The organism is Foliimonas ilicis (genome assembly GCF_039939195.1).
GTDB lineage: Bacteria > Pseudomonadota > Alphaproteobacteria > Rhizobiales > Rhizobiaceae > Foliimonas > Foliimonas ilicis.
This window is the reverse complement of record NZ_JBDUUH010000004.1, coordinates 383,426-398,615: the sequence shown is the minus strand read 5'-3', so window position 1 is coordinate 398,615 and position 15,190 is coordinate 383,426. Positions and strand designations below refer to the sequence as shown.

Annotated in this window: 14 protein-coding genes and 1 pseudogene; 5 read left to right on the top strand and 10 right to left on the bottom strand. The window is 59.0% G+C overall.

Annotated elements, in window-relative coordinates; all coding sequences use genetic code 11:
- Nucleotides 1–161 precede the first annotated feature (161 nt).
- Nucleotides 162–1,826 (bottom strand): amidohydrolase, encoded by a 1,665-nt coding sequence (locus tag ABFT80_RS12230; protein WP_347972181.1) that lies wholly within the window; start codon nucleotides 1,824–1,826, stop codon nucleotides 162–164.
- A 172-nt stretch (nucleotides 1,827–1,998) separates the two neighbouring features.
- Between ABFT80_RS12230 and ABFT80_RS12225 the strand changes: the two genes are divergently transcribed.
- On the top strand, nucleotides 1,999–3,030 hold the full coding sequence (locus tag ABFT80_RS12225; RefSeq protein WP_347972180.1) for a histone deacetylase family protein: 1,032 nt from the start codon (nucleotides 1,999–2,001) through the stop codon (nucleotides 3,028–3,030).
- Between the two features lie 212 nt (nucleotides 3,031–3,242).
- Here the strand turns inward: ABFT80_RS12225 and lpdA are convergent, their stop codons facing one another.
- Nucleotides 3,243–4,640: a dihydrolipoyl dehydrogenase gene (gene lpdA, locus ABFT80_RS12220; protein ID WP_347972179.1), complete on the bottom strand. Its 1,398-nt coding sequence runs from the start codon at nucleotides 4,638–4,640 to the stop codon at nucleotides 3,243–3,245.
- A gap of 42 nt (nucleotides 4,641–4,682) precedes the next feature.
- On the opposite strand from lpdA, the pseudogene ABFT80_RS28070 reads away from it, so the two are divergent.
- Nucleotides 4,683–4,805: pseudogene (locus ABFT80_RS28070) on the top strand (propionyl-coenzyme A carboxylase alpha polypeptide); the annotation flags it as partial.
- Nucleotides 4,806–4,825: 20 nt separating this feature from the next.
- Here ABFT80_RS28070 and ABFT80_RS12215 read toward each other — a convergent pair.
- The 3 genes from ABFT80_RS12215 to ABFT80_RS12205 all read right to left on the bottom strand — a co-directional run bounded on the left by ABFT80_RS12215 (nucleotide 4,826) and on the right by ABFT80_RS12205 (nucleotide 8,554).
- Complete coding sequence (locus ABFT80_RS12215) at nucleotides 4,826–6,124, bottom strand: dihydrolipoamide acetyltransferase family protein (protein ID WP_347972178.1); 1,299 nt, start codon at nucleotides 6,122–6,124, stop codon at nucleotides 4,826–4,828.
- Between the two features lie 2 nt (nucleotides 6,125–6,126).
- Nucleotides 6,127–7,140, bottom strand: a complete 1,014-nt coding sequence (locus tag ABFT80_RS12210; protein WP_347972177.1) for an alpha-ketoacid dehydrogenase subunit beta — start codon at nucleotides 7,138–7,140, stop codon at nucleotides 6,127–6,129.
- A 181-nt stretch (nucleotides 7,141–7,321) separates the two neighbouring features.
- On the bottom strand, nucleotides 7,322–8,554 hold the full coding sequence (locus ABFT80_RS12205; protein WP_347972176.1) for a 3-methyl-2-oxobutanoate dehydrogenase (2-methylpropanoyl-transferring) subunit alpha: 1,233 nt from the start codon (nucleotides 8,552–8,554) through the stop codon (nucleotides 7,322–7,324).
- Between the two features lie 300 nt (nucleotides 8,555–8,854).
- Between ABFT80_RS12205 and ABFT80_RS12200 the strand changes: the two genes are divergently transcribed.
- The 3 genes from ABFT80_RS12200 (at nucleotide 8,855) to ABFT80_RS12190 (ending at nucleotide 10,556) form a co-directional block, all read left to right on the top strand.
- On the top strand, nucleotides 8,855–9,181 hold the full coding sequence (locus tag ABFT80_RS12200; RefSeq protein ID WP_347972175.1) for a BRA0787 family protein: 327 nt from the start codon (nucleotides 8,855–8,857) through the stop codon (nucleotides 9,179–9,181).
- Between the two features lie 147 nt (nucleotides 9,182–9,328).
- The gene (locus ABFT80_RS12195; RefSeq protein WP_347972174.1) at nucleotides 9,329–9,478 is read left to right on the top strand and encodes a hypothetical protein; all 150 of its coding nucleotides are present in this window, start codon (nucleotides 9,329–9,331) and stop codon (nucleotides 9,476–9,478) included.
- Nucleotides 9,479–9,584: 106 nt separating this feature from the next.
- Nucleotides 9,585–10,556: an LLM class flavin-dependent oxidoreductase gene (locus ABFT80_RS12190; RefSeq protein WP_347972173.1), complete on the top strand. Its 972-nt coding sequence runs from the start codon at nucleotides 9,585–9,587 to the stop codon at nucleotides 10,554–10,556.
- Here ABFT80_RS12190 and ABFT80_RS12185 read toward each other — a convergent pair.
- The 5 genes from ABFT80_RS12185 to ABFT80_RS12165 form a co-directional block, all read right to left on the bottom strand.
- Nucleotides 10,506–11,006 (bottom strand): RrF2 family transcriptional regulator, encoded by a 501-nt coding sequence (locus tag ABFT80_RS12185; RefSeq protein WP_347972172.1) that lies wholly within the window; start codon nucleotides 11,004–11,006, stop codon nucleotides 10,506–10,508. The genes ABFT80_RS12190 and ABFT80_RS12185 overlap by 51 nt on opposite strands.
- Nucleotides 11,007–11,169: 163 nt before the next feature.
- Complete coding sequence (locus tag ABFT80_RS12180; RefSeq protein WP_347972171.1) at nucleotides 11,170–12,192, bottom strand: sulfate/molybdate ABC transporter ATP-binding protein; 1,023 nt, start codon at nucleotides 12,190–12,192, stop codon at nucleotides 11,170–11,172.
- Nucleotides 12,189–13,079 carry a sulfate ABC transporter permease subunit CysW gene (gene cysW / locus ABFT80_RS12175; protein ID WP_455189921.1) on the bottom strand — a complete coding sequence of 297 codons (891 nt, stop codon included), beginning with the start codon at nucleotides 13,077–13,079 and terminating at the stop codon, nucleotides 12,189–12,191. The genes ABFT80_RS12180 and cysW overlap by 4 nt, the downstream gene beginning before the upstream one ends.
- Before the next feature lie 2 nt (nucleotides 13,080–13,081).
- Nucleotides 13,082–13,903, bottom strand: a complete 822-nt coding sequence (cysT, locus tag ABFT80_RS12170; RefSeq protein WP_347972170.1) for a sulfate ABC transporter permease subunit CysT — start codon at nucleotides 13,901–13,903, stop codon at nucleotides 13,082–13,084.
- Between the two features lie 78 nt (nucleotides 13,904–13,981).
- Entirely contained in the window at nucleotides 13,982–14,968 is a 987-nt protein-coding gene (locus ABFT80_RS12165; RefSeq protein ID WP_347972169.1) for a sulfate ABC transporter substrate-binding protein, read from the bottom strand.
- Nucleotides 14,969–15,190: the final 222 nt, after the last annotated feature.

The following is a 15,190-nucleotide window of genomic DNA, read 5'->3' as shown; positions in this document are numbered from 1 at the left end:
ATTTGATCACTTCGAACGGCGTGTTGGCTGATTGTCACCATAAGGCTCGGCGGTTGGCAATCACCCTTTTATCAAGAATTTCCAACGCAATGTCCGTGCCACTAGCCAATCCGGATAAGGCCAGATTGGGGAGTGACGTTGGCACAGCGGAGAAATCGTGATCACGATCGATATGTGACCTTGCCGCCGCACATGGTCAGGACCGGCCTGATTTCATGCAGCTTTTCTAGATTTACGGCTTCGATTTCACCGGAAAGCATCACGAGATCGGCGACAAAGCCGGGTTTCAGCTTTCCCTTTCGGTGTTCCATGAATTCAGCATAGGCGCCCTCGACCGTGTAGGCGGCGATCGCGTCGCGCAGGCCGAAATTCTGTTCAGGCAGACCATTTGCCCAAGGCTTGCGCAGCATCGAGGCCTGAATGCCCAGAATCGGATCAATCGGCGAGACCGGCCAATCGGACGCAAATGGCACATGCGCGCCGGCCATTTTCAGCGTGCGCGAGGGGTAGCTGACATGCCAGCGCTCGCGGCCAATGCGCGACACGGTCGGCTCCAGCGGCAGACCCATTGAGCCCGGCGGGTGTGGAGGCTGCATCGAGGCGATGACGCCGAGATCGGCAAAGCGCGGAATGTCCTGCTCGGTCGTCACCTCGATATGCTCGATGCGATGACGGCTGTCGCGTGCGCCATTTGCCTTCTGCGCCGCCTCATAACCATCCAGCACGGCGCGAACCGCACCATCGCCGATGGCATGAACGGCAATCTGCAGGCCGCGCCTGTCGATTTCCGTCGCAAGTTCGGCAAAGCGTTCCGGCGAAAACAGCGGTTCGCCTAGCCAGTCCGGCCGGTCGGCATAAGGTTCGACCATGACGGCTGTCCATGAATCGAGCACGCCATCGTAGAAAACCTTGACCAAACCGGACGAAATCCATTCGGAATCGTATTTTTTGGCCATGCCGGAGGCTTTTTCGAGAATATCCAGATCCATGAAATTCTTGAAGTGAAACGGCACTTGCACGCGGCAGAGAAGGTCGCCCTCAGCTTCGATCTCGCTCAACAGTTCAAGCAGATAGAGGTTGCCGTCCATATTGTGGATCGAGGTGATGCCGTGTTTCGCGCACCATTCGAGCCCGCGTTTCAAGGTCTCGCGATCCTTTTTGCGCTCTTGCTGTGAGGGGAGAGGATCGGGCTCGCCGCCGGTCGAAAGGCCAAGCCGCGCGCGCTCTTCGCCCGCCAGCTCAAGGACCGGGCCGAAAGCTTCGCCCTCGCGCAGTTCGCCCGCGGCAAGTCCGTCTTCGCCCATCACCACTTCGTTTCCCGGCCCGACTTCCAGACCGTGCAGAATACCCGCCATTTCGAGCGCCCTGGTGTTCGCCCACATCGTGTGATGGTCGGGCGCTGCCATAACGAAGGCACGATCCGGCAGGATTTTATCGAGATGGTGGCGCGTCACGCGCTCATCGTCGAGGATCGTGTAGTCCGCGCCTTGCGCGACGAGGATCGGTGCGTCTGGATGCAAAGCGGCGTAATCGCGGATCGCTTTGCCGAGCGCATCGATGCCGTGCACATGCGCAAGCTGAAGGTGGCCGAGTTCGGCTGCACCCGAAAACAGATGCATATGCGCTTCGATGAAGCCCGGAATGACGGACTTTCCGCCTGCATCGACGAGTTTCGTTTCCGGTCCCTTATGCTCCAGAATGGCAGCGTTGCTTCCCACGGCCAGAATGACGCCATCGGCAATCGCGACTGCTTCAGCTTCCGGATTTCCCTCATCCATCGTCAGAATGCGCGCGTCGGTGATGATGAAATCAGCCTTGGTGGTCATGATTGCTATTTTGGTTGTTGCGATTCCGAGAAGCTACCACCCGTTTAATGCCAAGCGCCAGACCAGCTTGAAGGGACGCTTGGCCCAGCCACGAAGTATGCTGAGGAGGGCCTTGTCGTCCGTTATGTCGTGCGGCTAGGCTCTGCGCGGGAACAAATATCGAAGGATCATCATGAAGACCGTCTTTTCTCCATTGCATGCGGGCCATAGCGGCCAAAAGGAACTGGTTGCGGGCGAAATCGTGCCGGGCTTCGAAATGCCCTCGCGTGCGGAATATGTCAGAGCCAGAGTGGAGAGCGAGAAGCTGGGGCCGATCCTCGCGCCGACCGAACACGATCTTGCCGCCGCAAAGCGAATTCACCGCGAAGACTATATCGACTTCCTGCCGACCGTCTGGACGGAATGGCAGAAGGCCGGTTTTCCCGGCTCCGCGATGCCGTTTACATGGCCGACGCGGGGTCTTCGCGGCGACGTTCGCCCAACCCGCATCGATGCGTTGATGGGCTATTATTCGTTCGACGCGGGCGCGACCTTCGTTAAGGGAACATGGGATGCGATCAAATCATCCTATGATGTCGCGTTGACCGCTGCCGAACTCATAAAGGCAGGCGAAAAGGCGGCCTTCGCGCTGTGCCGTCCGCCCGGCCACCATGCTGGCGACGCCTTCATGGGCGGCTATTGCTTCATCAACAATGCGGCGGTCGCGGCGCAATGGTTCCGCGACCAGGGCGCAAAGCGCGTTACGATCCTCGATGTCGATTATCACCATGGCAACGGCACGCAGCAGATATTCTATGAGCGCGGCGATGTGCAGGTGCTGAACCTGCACGGCGATCCGAACTCCGAATATCCGTTTTTCCTCGGTCACAAGGATGAGCTGGGTGCCGGTGCGGGAGAAGGTTACAATTACAACTATCCGATGGCGCCGGGTACGCCTTGGAGCAAATGGAGCGAAGCGCTGGACGACGCCTGCGAAAAGCTCGCGGCCTACGCGCCGGATATCGTTGTCGTGTCGTTGGGCGTCGATACGTTTGAGAAGGACCCGATCAGCCAGTTCAAGCTGACCAGCGCGGATTATCCGAAGATGGGGCAGCGGATTGCCAAGCTTGGGCTTCCAACGCTTTTCGTGATGGAGGGTGGTTACGCGGTGGAGGAGATCGGGGTTAATGCGGTTGGGGTGCTGACTGGGTTTGAGGGTAGCTGAGGCGAGGGAGGGGAGGTCGCGTTCCTTCGCGCCCCCCTCTGTCCTGCCGGACATCTCCCCCACAGGTGGGGAGATTAGCCTTCATTTGTGATTTCGCTAATCGTCGCAAATAGGGCGCTGCGAAAGCGGACAGCCAATCTCCCCACCTGTGGGGGAGATGTCCGGCAGGACAGAGGGGGGCAACGTCGAGCGCTAACCTCGGCGACCACCCCTCAAATATGCAGCGCATGCCCCAGCGCCTTGAGCGCGGCTTCCTGAAAACCTTCGCCCTGCGTCGGATGCGAATGGATCGTGCCTGCAATATCCTCTAGGCGCGCGCCCATTTCGATTGCCAGACCGAACGCCGCCGATAGTTCCGAAATGCCTTGGCCGACCGCCTGAATGCCAAGCACGAGATGGTTGTCGGCGCGCGCTACCACGCGAACGAAGCCTTCCTCGCCCTGTTTCGTCATGGCGCGGCCATTGGCGGCAAAGGGGAACTGGCCGATCTTGATTTCGCGGCCAGCAGCCCGCGCCTGTTCCGGCGACAGGCCGATGGAGACGATTTCCGGGTCGGTGAAGCAGACCGCAGGAATGCCAGCCTTGTCCCATGAACGCGGATTTCCGGCGACGATCTCGGCCACCATTTCACCTTGCGCCATCGCACAATGCGCAAGCATCGGCTCGCCCGTCACGTCGCCGATTGCATAGATGCCGCGCATCGACGTGCGGCACTGATCGTCGATGCGGATGAATTTGCCGTCCAGTGTGAGGTCCAGTTCCTCCAGCCCCCAGCCTTCCGTTTTGGGGCGGCGACCGACTGTTACCAGCACCTTGTCGGCGGGCAGGCTTTTTTCGACGCCTTGCGCGTCGGTCACGACAAGCGCGTTGCCCTTTGACGACAATCCCTTGGCTTTTGTTTCCAGCAGGATTTCGATGCCGAGTTCGCCGAGGCGTTTCGCAACCGGGCGCGTGAGGTCGGCATCGTAAAGAGGCAGGATGCGGTCCTGCGTTTCAACGACCGTCACCTTCGCGCCCAGCTTGGCGAAAGCGGTGCCGAGTTCGAGGCCGATATAGCCCGCGCCGACAACGACCAGCTTTTCGGGAACGGTGGTGAGCGCCAGCGCCTCGGTCGAGGAAATCACCGTGCCGCCGAAGGGCAGGGAGGGCAGTTCGACCGGTGCAGAACCCGTCGCGATGACAATCGTTTCAGCGCGGATGATCTGGTTGCCGATCTCGGTCGCAACTTCGACGGTCTTGCCGTCACGGAACTTCGCCTTGCCGTTGACGATCTTGACCTTCGACTTTTTCAGAAGCCCGCTGACGCCGCTGGTCAGGCGTCCGACGATGGCGTCTTTCCACGCGATTGTTTTCGCGAGGTCGAGTTTTGGTGCTTCGAGCGATATGCCGAGCGGGCTTTTGCCGCCTGAAAAATGCGAAACCTTTTCATATTCTTCGGCTGCGTGGATCAGCGCTTTCGAGGGGATACAGCCGACCGTCAGACATGTGCCGCCGGGCTTCTTTTCCTCGACGATGACCGTGTCGATGCCCAATTGCCCGGCGCGGATCGCACAGACATAGCCGCCCGGACCCGCACCGATGATGAGGAGCTTGCAGGAAATGTCTTTCATAGAAGGTAGCCCTCTTTTTCAAGGAGGCGCAGGCGCTCGACGTTGCCCCCCTCTGTCCTGCCGGACATCTCCCCCACAGGTGGGGAGATTGGATAATCTCCAAGGTTGAAGCTGCTGATCTCCCCCCTCGTGGGGGAGATGGCTGGCAAGCCAGAGGGGGGCGCGAAGAAACTCGACATTTTTTGTTATCCCTCGATGAAAATCAGCGCAGGCGTTTCCAGCAGCGTCTTTATGCGCTGGATAAACACCGCAGCGTCCCAGCCATCGACCACGCGATGATCGAAGCTGGACGACAGATTCATCATCTTGCGCGGGATGAATTGCGTGCCATCCCATACGGGGCGGGTCATGATCTTGTTGACACCGACGATCGCGACTTCGGGGTGGTTTATGACCGGCGTCGTCACCACGCCACCCATCGCGCCGAGCGAGGTTATGGTGATCGTCGAGCCCGACAATTCCTCGCGTGTCGCGGTGCCGTTTTTCGCGGCTTCCGCCAGCCGGTTGATCTCGGCGGCGCTGTCCCAGATGTCGCGCGCCTCGGCATGGCGCACGACCGGAACCATCAGGCCGGTCGGCGTCTGCGCGGCGATGCCGACATGAACGCCGCCATATTGATGCACGATGCCAGCTTCGTCGTCGAAATTGGCATTCACATTCGGCTGGTCGCCGATCGCCTTCACCATGGCGCGCATAAGGAAGGGCAGCACGGTGAGCTTTGGCCGATCAGTGCGCTTCTGCGCATTCAGCGTCGCGCGCAAATCTTCCAATGCGGTGACGTCGATTTCCTCGACATAGGTGATGTGCGGGATGCGCGATTTCGAAATCGTCATCTTTTCCGCGATCTTGCGGCGCAGTCCGACGATCTTGATATCCTCAACTGCCGTGTTGCGCATCAAGCCCGAAGGCTTCGCGCTCGTCGCACCCGCCGCAGCAAAAGCGTCCAGATCCTCATGGGATATACGCCCGGCTGGGCCGCTGCCTGCCACTTGCCGCAAATCGATGCCCGCTTCCTTCGCGCGCAGCCGTACTGCAGGTGACGCCAGCGGCTTTTCGCCTTCGTGCCGTGGCGCGCCGGTTGAGGCGGCAACGGCCTTTGCGGGCTTCTCCGTAGATTTTGCAGGCTGTGCTTTTACCGGTTCGGGTTTTTCCGGTGGTGGCGGAAGCTTTTCGCCTTCTTCGGCCAAGCCATCCGCGATGGGTGCCTCCGCCTCGCCATCATCCATCGGCGCATCGGAATCGCCCGCAGTCTTCAGCCGGATCAATGGCGAGCCGACGGCGACCACATCGCCGATTTCGGCGCCCAGCCAGATGATTTCGCCATCGACGGGCGAGGGGATTTCGACAGTCGCCTTATCGGTCATGACGGCGGCGAGCAGGGCGTCTTCACGCACCAGATCGCCGATCTTGACGTGCCATTCGACGAGTTCGGCCTCTGCTACGCCTTCGCCGACATCGGGAAGCTTGATGACATGTTCAGACATCTTCACGCCTCCATCGTTTCGCGCAGCGCCTGCGCCAGCCGTGCCGGGCCGGGGAAATAATCCCATTCCTGCGCATGCGGGTAGGGCGTATCCCAACCGGTCACGCGGGCAACTGGTGCTTCAAGATGGAAGAAGCAGTTTTCCTGGACGAGGGCTGCGAGTTCCGCGCCGAAACCTGAGGTAAGCGTTGCCTCATGAACGATCACGCAGCGGCCGGTTTTCTTCACAGAGGCTACGATTGCATCGAGGTCGAGGGGCAGAAGCGTGCGCAGATCGAGGATTTCGGCGTCGATACCGGTTTCCTGAGCTGCGGCTTCGGCAACATAGACCATCGTGCCATAGGCCAGAACGGTGACATCGGCACCTTCGCGGCGAAGGGCTGCCTTGCCGAGCGGCACGGTGAAATGCCCATCCGGCACGTCGCCCAGCTCGTGCTTCGACCAGGGTGTGACCGGCTTGTCGTGATGGCCGTCGAAGGGGCCATTGTAGAGGCGTTTCGGTTCGAGGAAGATCACCGGGTCCGGGTCTTCGATGGATGAAATCAGAAGGCCCTTCGCGTCATACGGATTGGAAGGAACGACGACTTTCAGGCCCGAAACATGGGTGAACAGCGCTTCCGGGCTCTGGCTGTGCGTCTGGCCACCGAAAATACCGCCGCCGGTCGGCATACGTATGACGATGGGGCAGGTGAATTCGCCAGCGGAACGATAGCGCAGGCGTGCGGCTTCCGAGACGATCTGGTCGTAGGCCGGATAGACATAGTCTGCGAATTGCACTTCGACGCAGGGTTTCAGGCCGTAGGCGGCCATGCCGATAGCAGCGCCAACGATGCCCAGTTCGCTGATCGGTGCGTCGAAGCAGCGGGTTTTGCCGTATTTCTGCTGAAGCCCCTGCGTACAGCGAAAAACGCCGCCGAAATAGCCGACATCCTCGCCGAAAACCACGACGTCGTCATCCCTGCCCATGGAGACATCCATGGCGCTGCGGATCGCCTCGATCATCGTCATGCGCGGCATGGGAAAGCTCCTTTATGGGAGACGGGATTTGCCAGGCTGGAGCACCCCTCATCCGACCCTTCGGGCCACCTTCTCCCACAAGGGGAGAAGGAAAGGCGCTCTCCCTTCTCCCCTTGTGGGAGAAGGTGGCCGAGCGAAGCGAGGTCGGATGAGGGGTGTTGGAAGAAATGCGACACAACCATCATACCCCCGCCTTCTGGCGCTGGCGTCTGATATGCGGCGGCATTTCCGCGTAGACGCCTTCGAACATGTCGCGCGCGGAAGGCTTGCCGCCCGCATGAAGCGTGCCGTGTTTTTCGGCTTCCTTCTGGGCGGCGATCACCGTGTCGAGCACTTCGGCCTCGGCCTGCTTATGGCGGTCGTCGGACCACAGGCCGCGCTTGATGAGGTGGTTCTTGAGGCGGATGACCGGATCGCCGAGCGGCCATGCGTCCGATTCCGTCTTGGGCCGATAAGCGGAAGGGTCGTCCGATGTCGAATGCGCGCCGACGCGGTAGGTGACATATTCGACCAGCGTCGGCCCGAGATTGCGCCGCGCGCGTTCGGCTGCCCATTTCGCAACGGCATGAACGGCCAGATAATCATTGCCATCGACGCGCAGGGCCGGAATGCCGAAGCCCAATCCGCGTGCCGCAAAGGTGCCGGAACCGCCGCGCGCTATGCCCTGAAACGTCGAAATCGCCCATTGATTGTTGACGATGTTGAGAATGACCGGCGCGCGATAGGTCGAGGCGAAGACGAGGGCTGCGTGGAAATCGCTTTCCGCTGTCGCGCCGTCGCCTACCCAGGCTGCGGCAATCTTCGTGTCGTTCTTGATCGCGGAGGCCATCGCCCAGCCGACAGCCTGAATATATTGCGTGGTCAAATTGCCGGAGATCGAAAAGAAGCCGTGCTCTTTCGAGGCATACATGACCGGCAATTGCCGTCCTTTAAGCGGATCGCGCTCATTGGAGAAAATCTGGTTCATCATATCGACCATGGGATAGCCGCCCGCAATCAGCAGACCGGCTTGCCGGTAGGTCGGGAAATTCATGTCGCCCTGTTCGAGCGCCTTGCGAAAGGCGCAGCTCACGGCTTCCTCGCCCATATGCTGCATATAGAAGGAGGTCTTGCCCTGCCGCTGCGCCATCTGCATACGTGCATCGAAGGCGCGCAGCGTCATCATGTGGCGCAGGCCGTCCTTCAATTCGTCGTCGGTCAGCGTGCCAGCCCAGGGGCCGACAGCCTCGCCGTCGCGGTTCAGCACGCGGATGATCGAGTAGGCGAGATCGCGAATCGATTTCGGGTCGGCGTCGATCTCCGGGCGCGGCACAGAGCCAGCCTTCGGGATCGGAACATTGGAAAAATCGGGCGTGCCGCCGGGCCGCACCTCCGGTTCCGGCACATGCAGGGTCAGTGGGGTCTTTGAAGTCATTCCGAGGCCTCCCGATCCTGAAAAAACGTTCTGACTGCAATTCATTCCATTGTTGGAAGGGTTGGGCAAGCCCGGCCCGAAGGTGAAGCCGGCAATGCGGCGCAGCGGCCGGAGGCGGCTTTTCGCGCATATGAAATTTTATGATCAAGGGCGATCTTGAAAGGATAATTCCTTTCGTGCTGGACATTTGGAGCGACGTTTCCGATCTTTTGCGTGTATGCTTGTCGAGCGGAAAGAGGTGGAAATTTATTTTTACAGGCCCGCAAAATCGCGAAAACCGGCTCAGGTGAGGAGACACAAATGCCACGTTTGCTGCCCCCCCTTCATGAAGGTCACGCACCTTTCATCTTACACCAGGCGTTCCACGATGCGCTCGACGCTTATGAGGACTGGTCGCTCGCTGCGCCCGAACCGAAGGTCGAGTTCGAAGGCCAGACTGTTGCGATCAGCGCGGTTTTCGGACGTATGCGCACCTGCACGGATGCGCTGCCGCTGCGCACGCTGGAAGCCGTGCGCGATATTGCCGGTTCTGCAGCCGACGAATTGTCGGAAGAGCAGGTCAGTTATGCCCATGCGGCACTTGTTCTGCGCGCGCTTTGCGTGGAAAGGCTGAAAGACGGCGGCTGAAACAGGCGTCCCGATTTCACTGAAATCGGGATCGTTTTTTCGGCGATTTCTCAATCTTGAGATTTTTTTGCCAGAAATTCGACAAAATTAGCAATCGACATTGTCTATAAAATACATAGACTAACTCCCGAAAGAAGGAGATTGTCCTTGTCGAATTCTCACCAGACCGAACAGCGCCGGAACCCGGCGCAACTCATTTCGGACTACATTCCCGGTGTGCGGGCAGCCGTAGAAGGCCTGTTCATCGTGTTGGCATTCGGCTTCACAGCCGCTTTCGTAGTCGGGCTCATTCACTGAGTACGCATCACTCAACGCATATATGACCGCATCAGGTTTCGATTGCATCGAGTAGACGCAACTCCACAAAGGAGTGTGTCTCCGGGAGACGATGGAGGAGATTACCATGCCCCTTACGTTCACTTGCCATGTCGAATCTCAGGATTCGGATTTCGAAGACAGCGAATCGGTCGCCTGTCTCAATGCCCGCCGCCAAACGCATGAACTAATGCGGGCATGTTCAACAGCCGGCATCGATCGCATCCTTGTAGATCGCGACCCCGAGGACCGGCTGGCCTCTTTCGCATTGCGCGATCTGCCGAATGTTTCAGTCATTATTGCGCATAAGGTTGGAACGACCACGCCTGCTTTAGCGGCTCAAAACCTTGCCAGGCTCGATCAGTTCGGAAATGGCCGTCTTTCGATTGCTGTTTCACCGCCGGATGAAGGCTTGAAGGGGCAGGGGTTTAATCACGAGGCCAGTTTTGCGCTTCTCGACGAATATCTCGTTCTGATGAAGCGTCTTTGGGCGAATGATGCGCCTTTCGATCATGAAGGGCCGTTCTACAGTCTCGAATCGGCTTATTGCGAGGCCAAACCCTTCAATGGCCGCAACATTCCGTTGATACTTGGCGGGTTGTCGGGAACAGCCGTGAAAATCGCCGCAAAACATGCGGATGGCTTTTCGCTTGGCGGTTCGGAGAAGGCGCAGGCGCGTCAGACGATCTCGCGGGTTCGGGCGGCTGCGCAATCCTATGGCCGCTTCGACAAGATCCGCTTTTCGATCGACGTGCGCCCGGTTCTCGGTGTCACGCATGCAGACGCGATGCAGAGGGCCAAGCAGATCGACAAGCAGGAGGGCGTCGTCATTCTCGCCGGTACTGCCGAAGAGATCAGCACGGCGCTTCTCGATTATCGCGCGCTCGGCGTTTCCGAGTTCGTGCTGCGCGGCATGAATGATCCGCGCGACATCGAAGCTTTTGGAAAAACGGTCATCGCGTCCTTCAAGCGCTCGTCAGACGCGCAGAACGAGGCTTCGAAATCCGGTTCAGCCTATTTCATGCCGTTCGGTCGTTTTTCTCGCCGCACTCTCCAGTGAGTTCGGGTCCTGCCGGATGCTGTGAAGAATATCGTCATTCGCAGCATCCTGCATCGAGGCGAGGCTGCGATTGTCGAGAACTTCTGAGATTGCGTGGCGGACTTCCAGCATCATCCGGCGGACTTCGCAATTCGTCTCGTCGCAATCCTCGCAGCGCTGATATTGCGTCTGGCTGGCGCAGGAAAGCGGGGCAAGCGGCCCGTCCAGAACGCGCACGACATGGCCGATCTTGATCTCGGAGGCCGGGCGCGCGAGGCGATAACCGCCGTCCTTGCCCTTTCGGCTCTGAACGAAACCGGCGTTTCTGAGTTCGCCGAGAATGGCATCCAGAAATTTTTTCGGAATGTTGTTTGAAACCGCGATCTCATTGACGAAGACGAGTTCACCGACCGGCATTTTGGCAAGATGAACAAGCGCCTTGAGGCCGTATTTCCCCTTTTTCGTCAACATGAACCGCAGAAGTCTCCGATATCGATAACTGCGTTTGAAGGGCTTTTGTGCGGAAATGAAGGCACATTGCGACGCAGTCTTATGAACAGGCTTTAATCTACAGAATTAATCCTGCGAATCTCCCATTTTCGCGACAGATGGCCGGAAAAACTGCGCAAATTGGCTAGTTTTTCGCGAAAATCTGCCCGCGCCGGACGACTATGAAGCCTTTGTCGTTGGCTTTGGCTATAATTTCGGGCGCGACATCGAGTTCGAGCGGCTTGCCTTCGGCCGTCTCGGCAAGGATTCGGCGTCCCTCCGGTCGATCGATAACGCGCAGAATGGTGGCCGGAATGCCGTTTCCATCGTGGCGCCAGTCGAGGTCGCTGGGGCGCACGAAAATCTCGGCATCGCCATCGGCGACATTGGGTGCGGAAATGCGCGCGTCGCCGATTTCCGCAGCGCCGCTTTCGACCTTCACCGGCAGGCGATAGCCGTCGCCGAGAAAGCCCATGACGAAGGGCGAGTTCGGCTTGCGGCAGACTTCCTCGGGTGTCCCCTCCTGAACGATCTTGCCTTCATTCAAGATCACCACGCGGTCGGCGAGATCGAGTGCTTCTTCCTGATCATGCGTCACGAAAATAGTCGTGATGCCGAGTTCTTCATGAATTTCGCGCAGCCAGCGGCGTAGGTCGCGTCGCACATTGGCGTCGAGCGCGCCAAAGGGTTCGTCGAGAAGCAGAACTTTAGGATCGACGGCCAGGGCGCGGGCGAGTGCGACGCGCTGGCGCTGACCGCCGGAAATCTGCGTTGGGAACCGGTTCCCAAGACCTTCCAGCCGGACCAGTCGAAGCAGTTCTTCAACGCGCGTGGCGATCTCCTGTTTCGGTCGTTTGACCTTGGAGACCTTCATGCCGAAGGCGACGTTTTCGGCCACCGTCATATGCGGGAAAAGCGCGTAATGCTGGAAGACAAAACCGACGCCGCGGTCGCGCACGGAAATCGACGTCGCATCGATGTCGCCGAAGTGGATCTGGCCGCTGTCGACGAATTCGAGGCCCGCGACCATACGCAATATTGTCGTTTTGCCGGAGCCAGATGGCCCGAGGAGCGCTACGAGTTCGCCGCTTCCGATTTCCATTGAAACGCCGCGCACGGCACGAAAAGTGTCGAAGGTCTTTTCGACCTGTTCCAGGCGAATTTTCACGATTTCTTCTCCGCAGAAAATGCGACGGGGGCGACAAGGGTAGGGCGTCCGGCGCGGCCAGCGCCTTGGCGCTCAAGCAGAACCTTGGCGATGAGCGTGACGACTGCGAGGGCTGCCAGAATGGATGCGGCCGCGAATGCGCCGACGGTCTGATAGTCGTGGTAAAGCAATTCTATGTGCAGCGGCAGCGTGTTGGTCTGCCCGCGAATATTGCCCGAGACGATGGAGACCGCGCCGAACTCGCCCATGACGCGGGCGTTGCACAGCACCACGCCGTAAAGCATCGCCCAGCGAATATTGGGTAGGGTGACAGACATGAATGTGCGCCAGCCGGAAGCGCCGAGCGATGTGGCGGCCTCTTCCAGATCGCGGCCCTGCGCCTGCATCAGCGGTATCAGTTCGCGGGCGACGAAGGGCGCGGTGACGAACATCGACGCCAGAACGATGCCCGGCAATGCAAACAGGACTTTGATGTCGGCGGATTGCAGCGCGGGGCCAAAAAGCCCCTGCAGGCCATAGACGAACAGATAGGCGACGCCAGCGACGATAGGCGAGATCGAGAAGGGAATTTCGATGATGATCAGAAGGAAGCGTCTGCCCCAAAAATCGAATTTGGTGATTGCCCACGCGGCGGCCACGCCGAACGCCGTATTGATCGGCACGGCAATCAGCGCCGTGATCGCCGTCAGCATGATTGCGTGAAGCGTGTCGGGGTGAGCGATGGCGGTGCCGAAGGCGGCGATGCCGCGCGAGAATGCCTGAAACCCGATCACAGCCAGAGGCGCGACGATGAAGATTGCGGTCACGAAAAGCACGATGCCGATCAGCGTGCGTCTGAAAATCGGCTGGTCGCCTATGCGTGGCGGCTTTTTATGTTTGGCGGTCATGGTCAGTTTCTCGCCGTATAGCGCAGCGCGCGCGCTTGCAGGATGTTCGTCACGGCCAGCATAACGAAGGCGGTAATCAACAGTACCGAGGCGATGGCCGCCGCCGCCTGATAATCATATTCCTCAAGCCGGATGAAGGTCAGGAGCGCGGTGATCTCGGTCTGGAAAGGCTGGTTTCCGGCGATGAAGATGATCGCGCCGAATTCGCCGAGGCTTCGGGCGAAGGACAGGGATACACCGGCCAGAATTGCAGGCGTCAGCAGTGGAAGTACGACGCGGCGGAAAATCGAGATGTCGCTTGCGCCTAGCGATTGCGCGGCTTCTTCAAGCGCAGGATCGAGGTCTTCCAGAACCGGCTGCACCGTGCGCACGATGAAGGGAATGCTGGTGAAGGCCATGGCCACCATGATGCCGAGCGGCGTGTAGGCGACCTTAATTCCGAAGTTGCTGAGGAACGAGCCGAACCATCCGTTTTGTGCGAACAGCGTGGTCAGCGCGATGCCTGCGACCGCGGTCGGCAGGGCAAAGGGCAAATCCACCAGCGCGTCGATGAGGCGCCGTCCGGGGAATTTATAGCGAACCAGAACCCATGCGAGCGCCAGGCCGAAAATCGTATTGAAGATCGTCGCGACCAGCGCGGAAAGCATCGTTACGCGATAGCTGGCGAGCGCGCGGCCAGATGTGACGATGCGCCAATAATCCTCGAAGCCTAGGCTGGCGGCTTTGAAGATCAGCGCGCCGAGCGGCAGGGCAATGATGATCGATACGTAGACGAGGGTTATCCCGAGCGCCAATGGCAAACCCGGCAGGACGCGACGTGCCACGGAAGACCCTTCCAAAAAACTTCAAAGCGGAAAGCTGGTTATCAGCTTTCCGCCTTGAACATCAAAGATTCTATCGGGTCAACGTTCGCCGTAGATCTGGTCGAGTAGGGCGCCGGATGCGAAATGGTCCTTCTGGGTCTTTTCCCAGCCGCCGAACACGTCCTCAACGGTTACGAGACGCACTTCCGGGAAGGAGTCCTTGAACTCGGCCGCAACTGCCTCGTCATGGACGCGGTGGCCGTAATCGGCGGCAATGCGCTGGCCTTCCGGCGTGTAGAGGAAGTCGAGATAGGTCTTGGCCAGATCGCGGGATTCGCGCTTGTCCACCACCTTGTCGACGATCGCGACCGGGAATTCGGCAAGCAGGCTGACCGAAGGTGTCACCAGTTCGAATTTGTCGTCGCCGTAAAGCTTCACCATCGAACGCGTTTCGGATTCGAAGGTGATCAGGACGTCGCCGATTTCGCGCTCAACGAAGGTGGTCGTAGCACCTCGTCCGCCTGTGTCGAAAACCGGCACGTTGTCGAACAGCTTGGTGATGAATTCCTTCACCTTCGCATCGTCATTGTTGAAGGCTTCCTTGGCGTAGGCGGTCGCTGCCAGATAGGTGTAGCGCGCATTGCCGGAGGTCTTCGGGTTCGGGAAGATGACCTTCACGTCATGGCGAACCAGATCGCCCCAATCCTTGACGTTTTTAGGGTTTCCGGCGCGCACGAGGAACGAAGGCAGGGAATAGAAAGGCGATGATTCATTGGCGAAATCGCTCTTCCAATCTTCGGAAACGAAGCCGTTCTGCACCAGAAAATCGATGTCGGTGACCTGGTTGAAGGTCACGACGTCGGCTTCAAGACCCTCGACGATTGCACGGGCCTGCTTCGACGTGCCGGCATGCGACTGGTCGACGGACTTGCCCGGATTGGCCTTCACGAACGCTTCGTTGACGGCCGTGAACAGCTCGCGGGCAACGTCATAAGAGGCGTTCAGGATCTTGTCGGCTGCGGATGCAGAGACAGGTGCGGCGAGAAGGCTGGCGAGTGCCACGCCGACAAGCAAAAGACGTTTCATGAGAAGGCTCCATTCCGGAAGTTGTCTGAGACTGACAGTGACAATATCCAGCGGCTTTCATGCAGGCGAGGCAAAGCCCTTCGCTTGCGCTTCGCGCAGAGAAAAAAATAATTCTAAAAAATGTCGATATTAGTATTTTGTACCTGTTGAGGTTTTTTAACGCCATAAAATGAATGGTTTTCCGGATTTTTAGAAAACCTTTTCTATGCAGGCGATGATCTC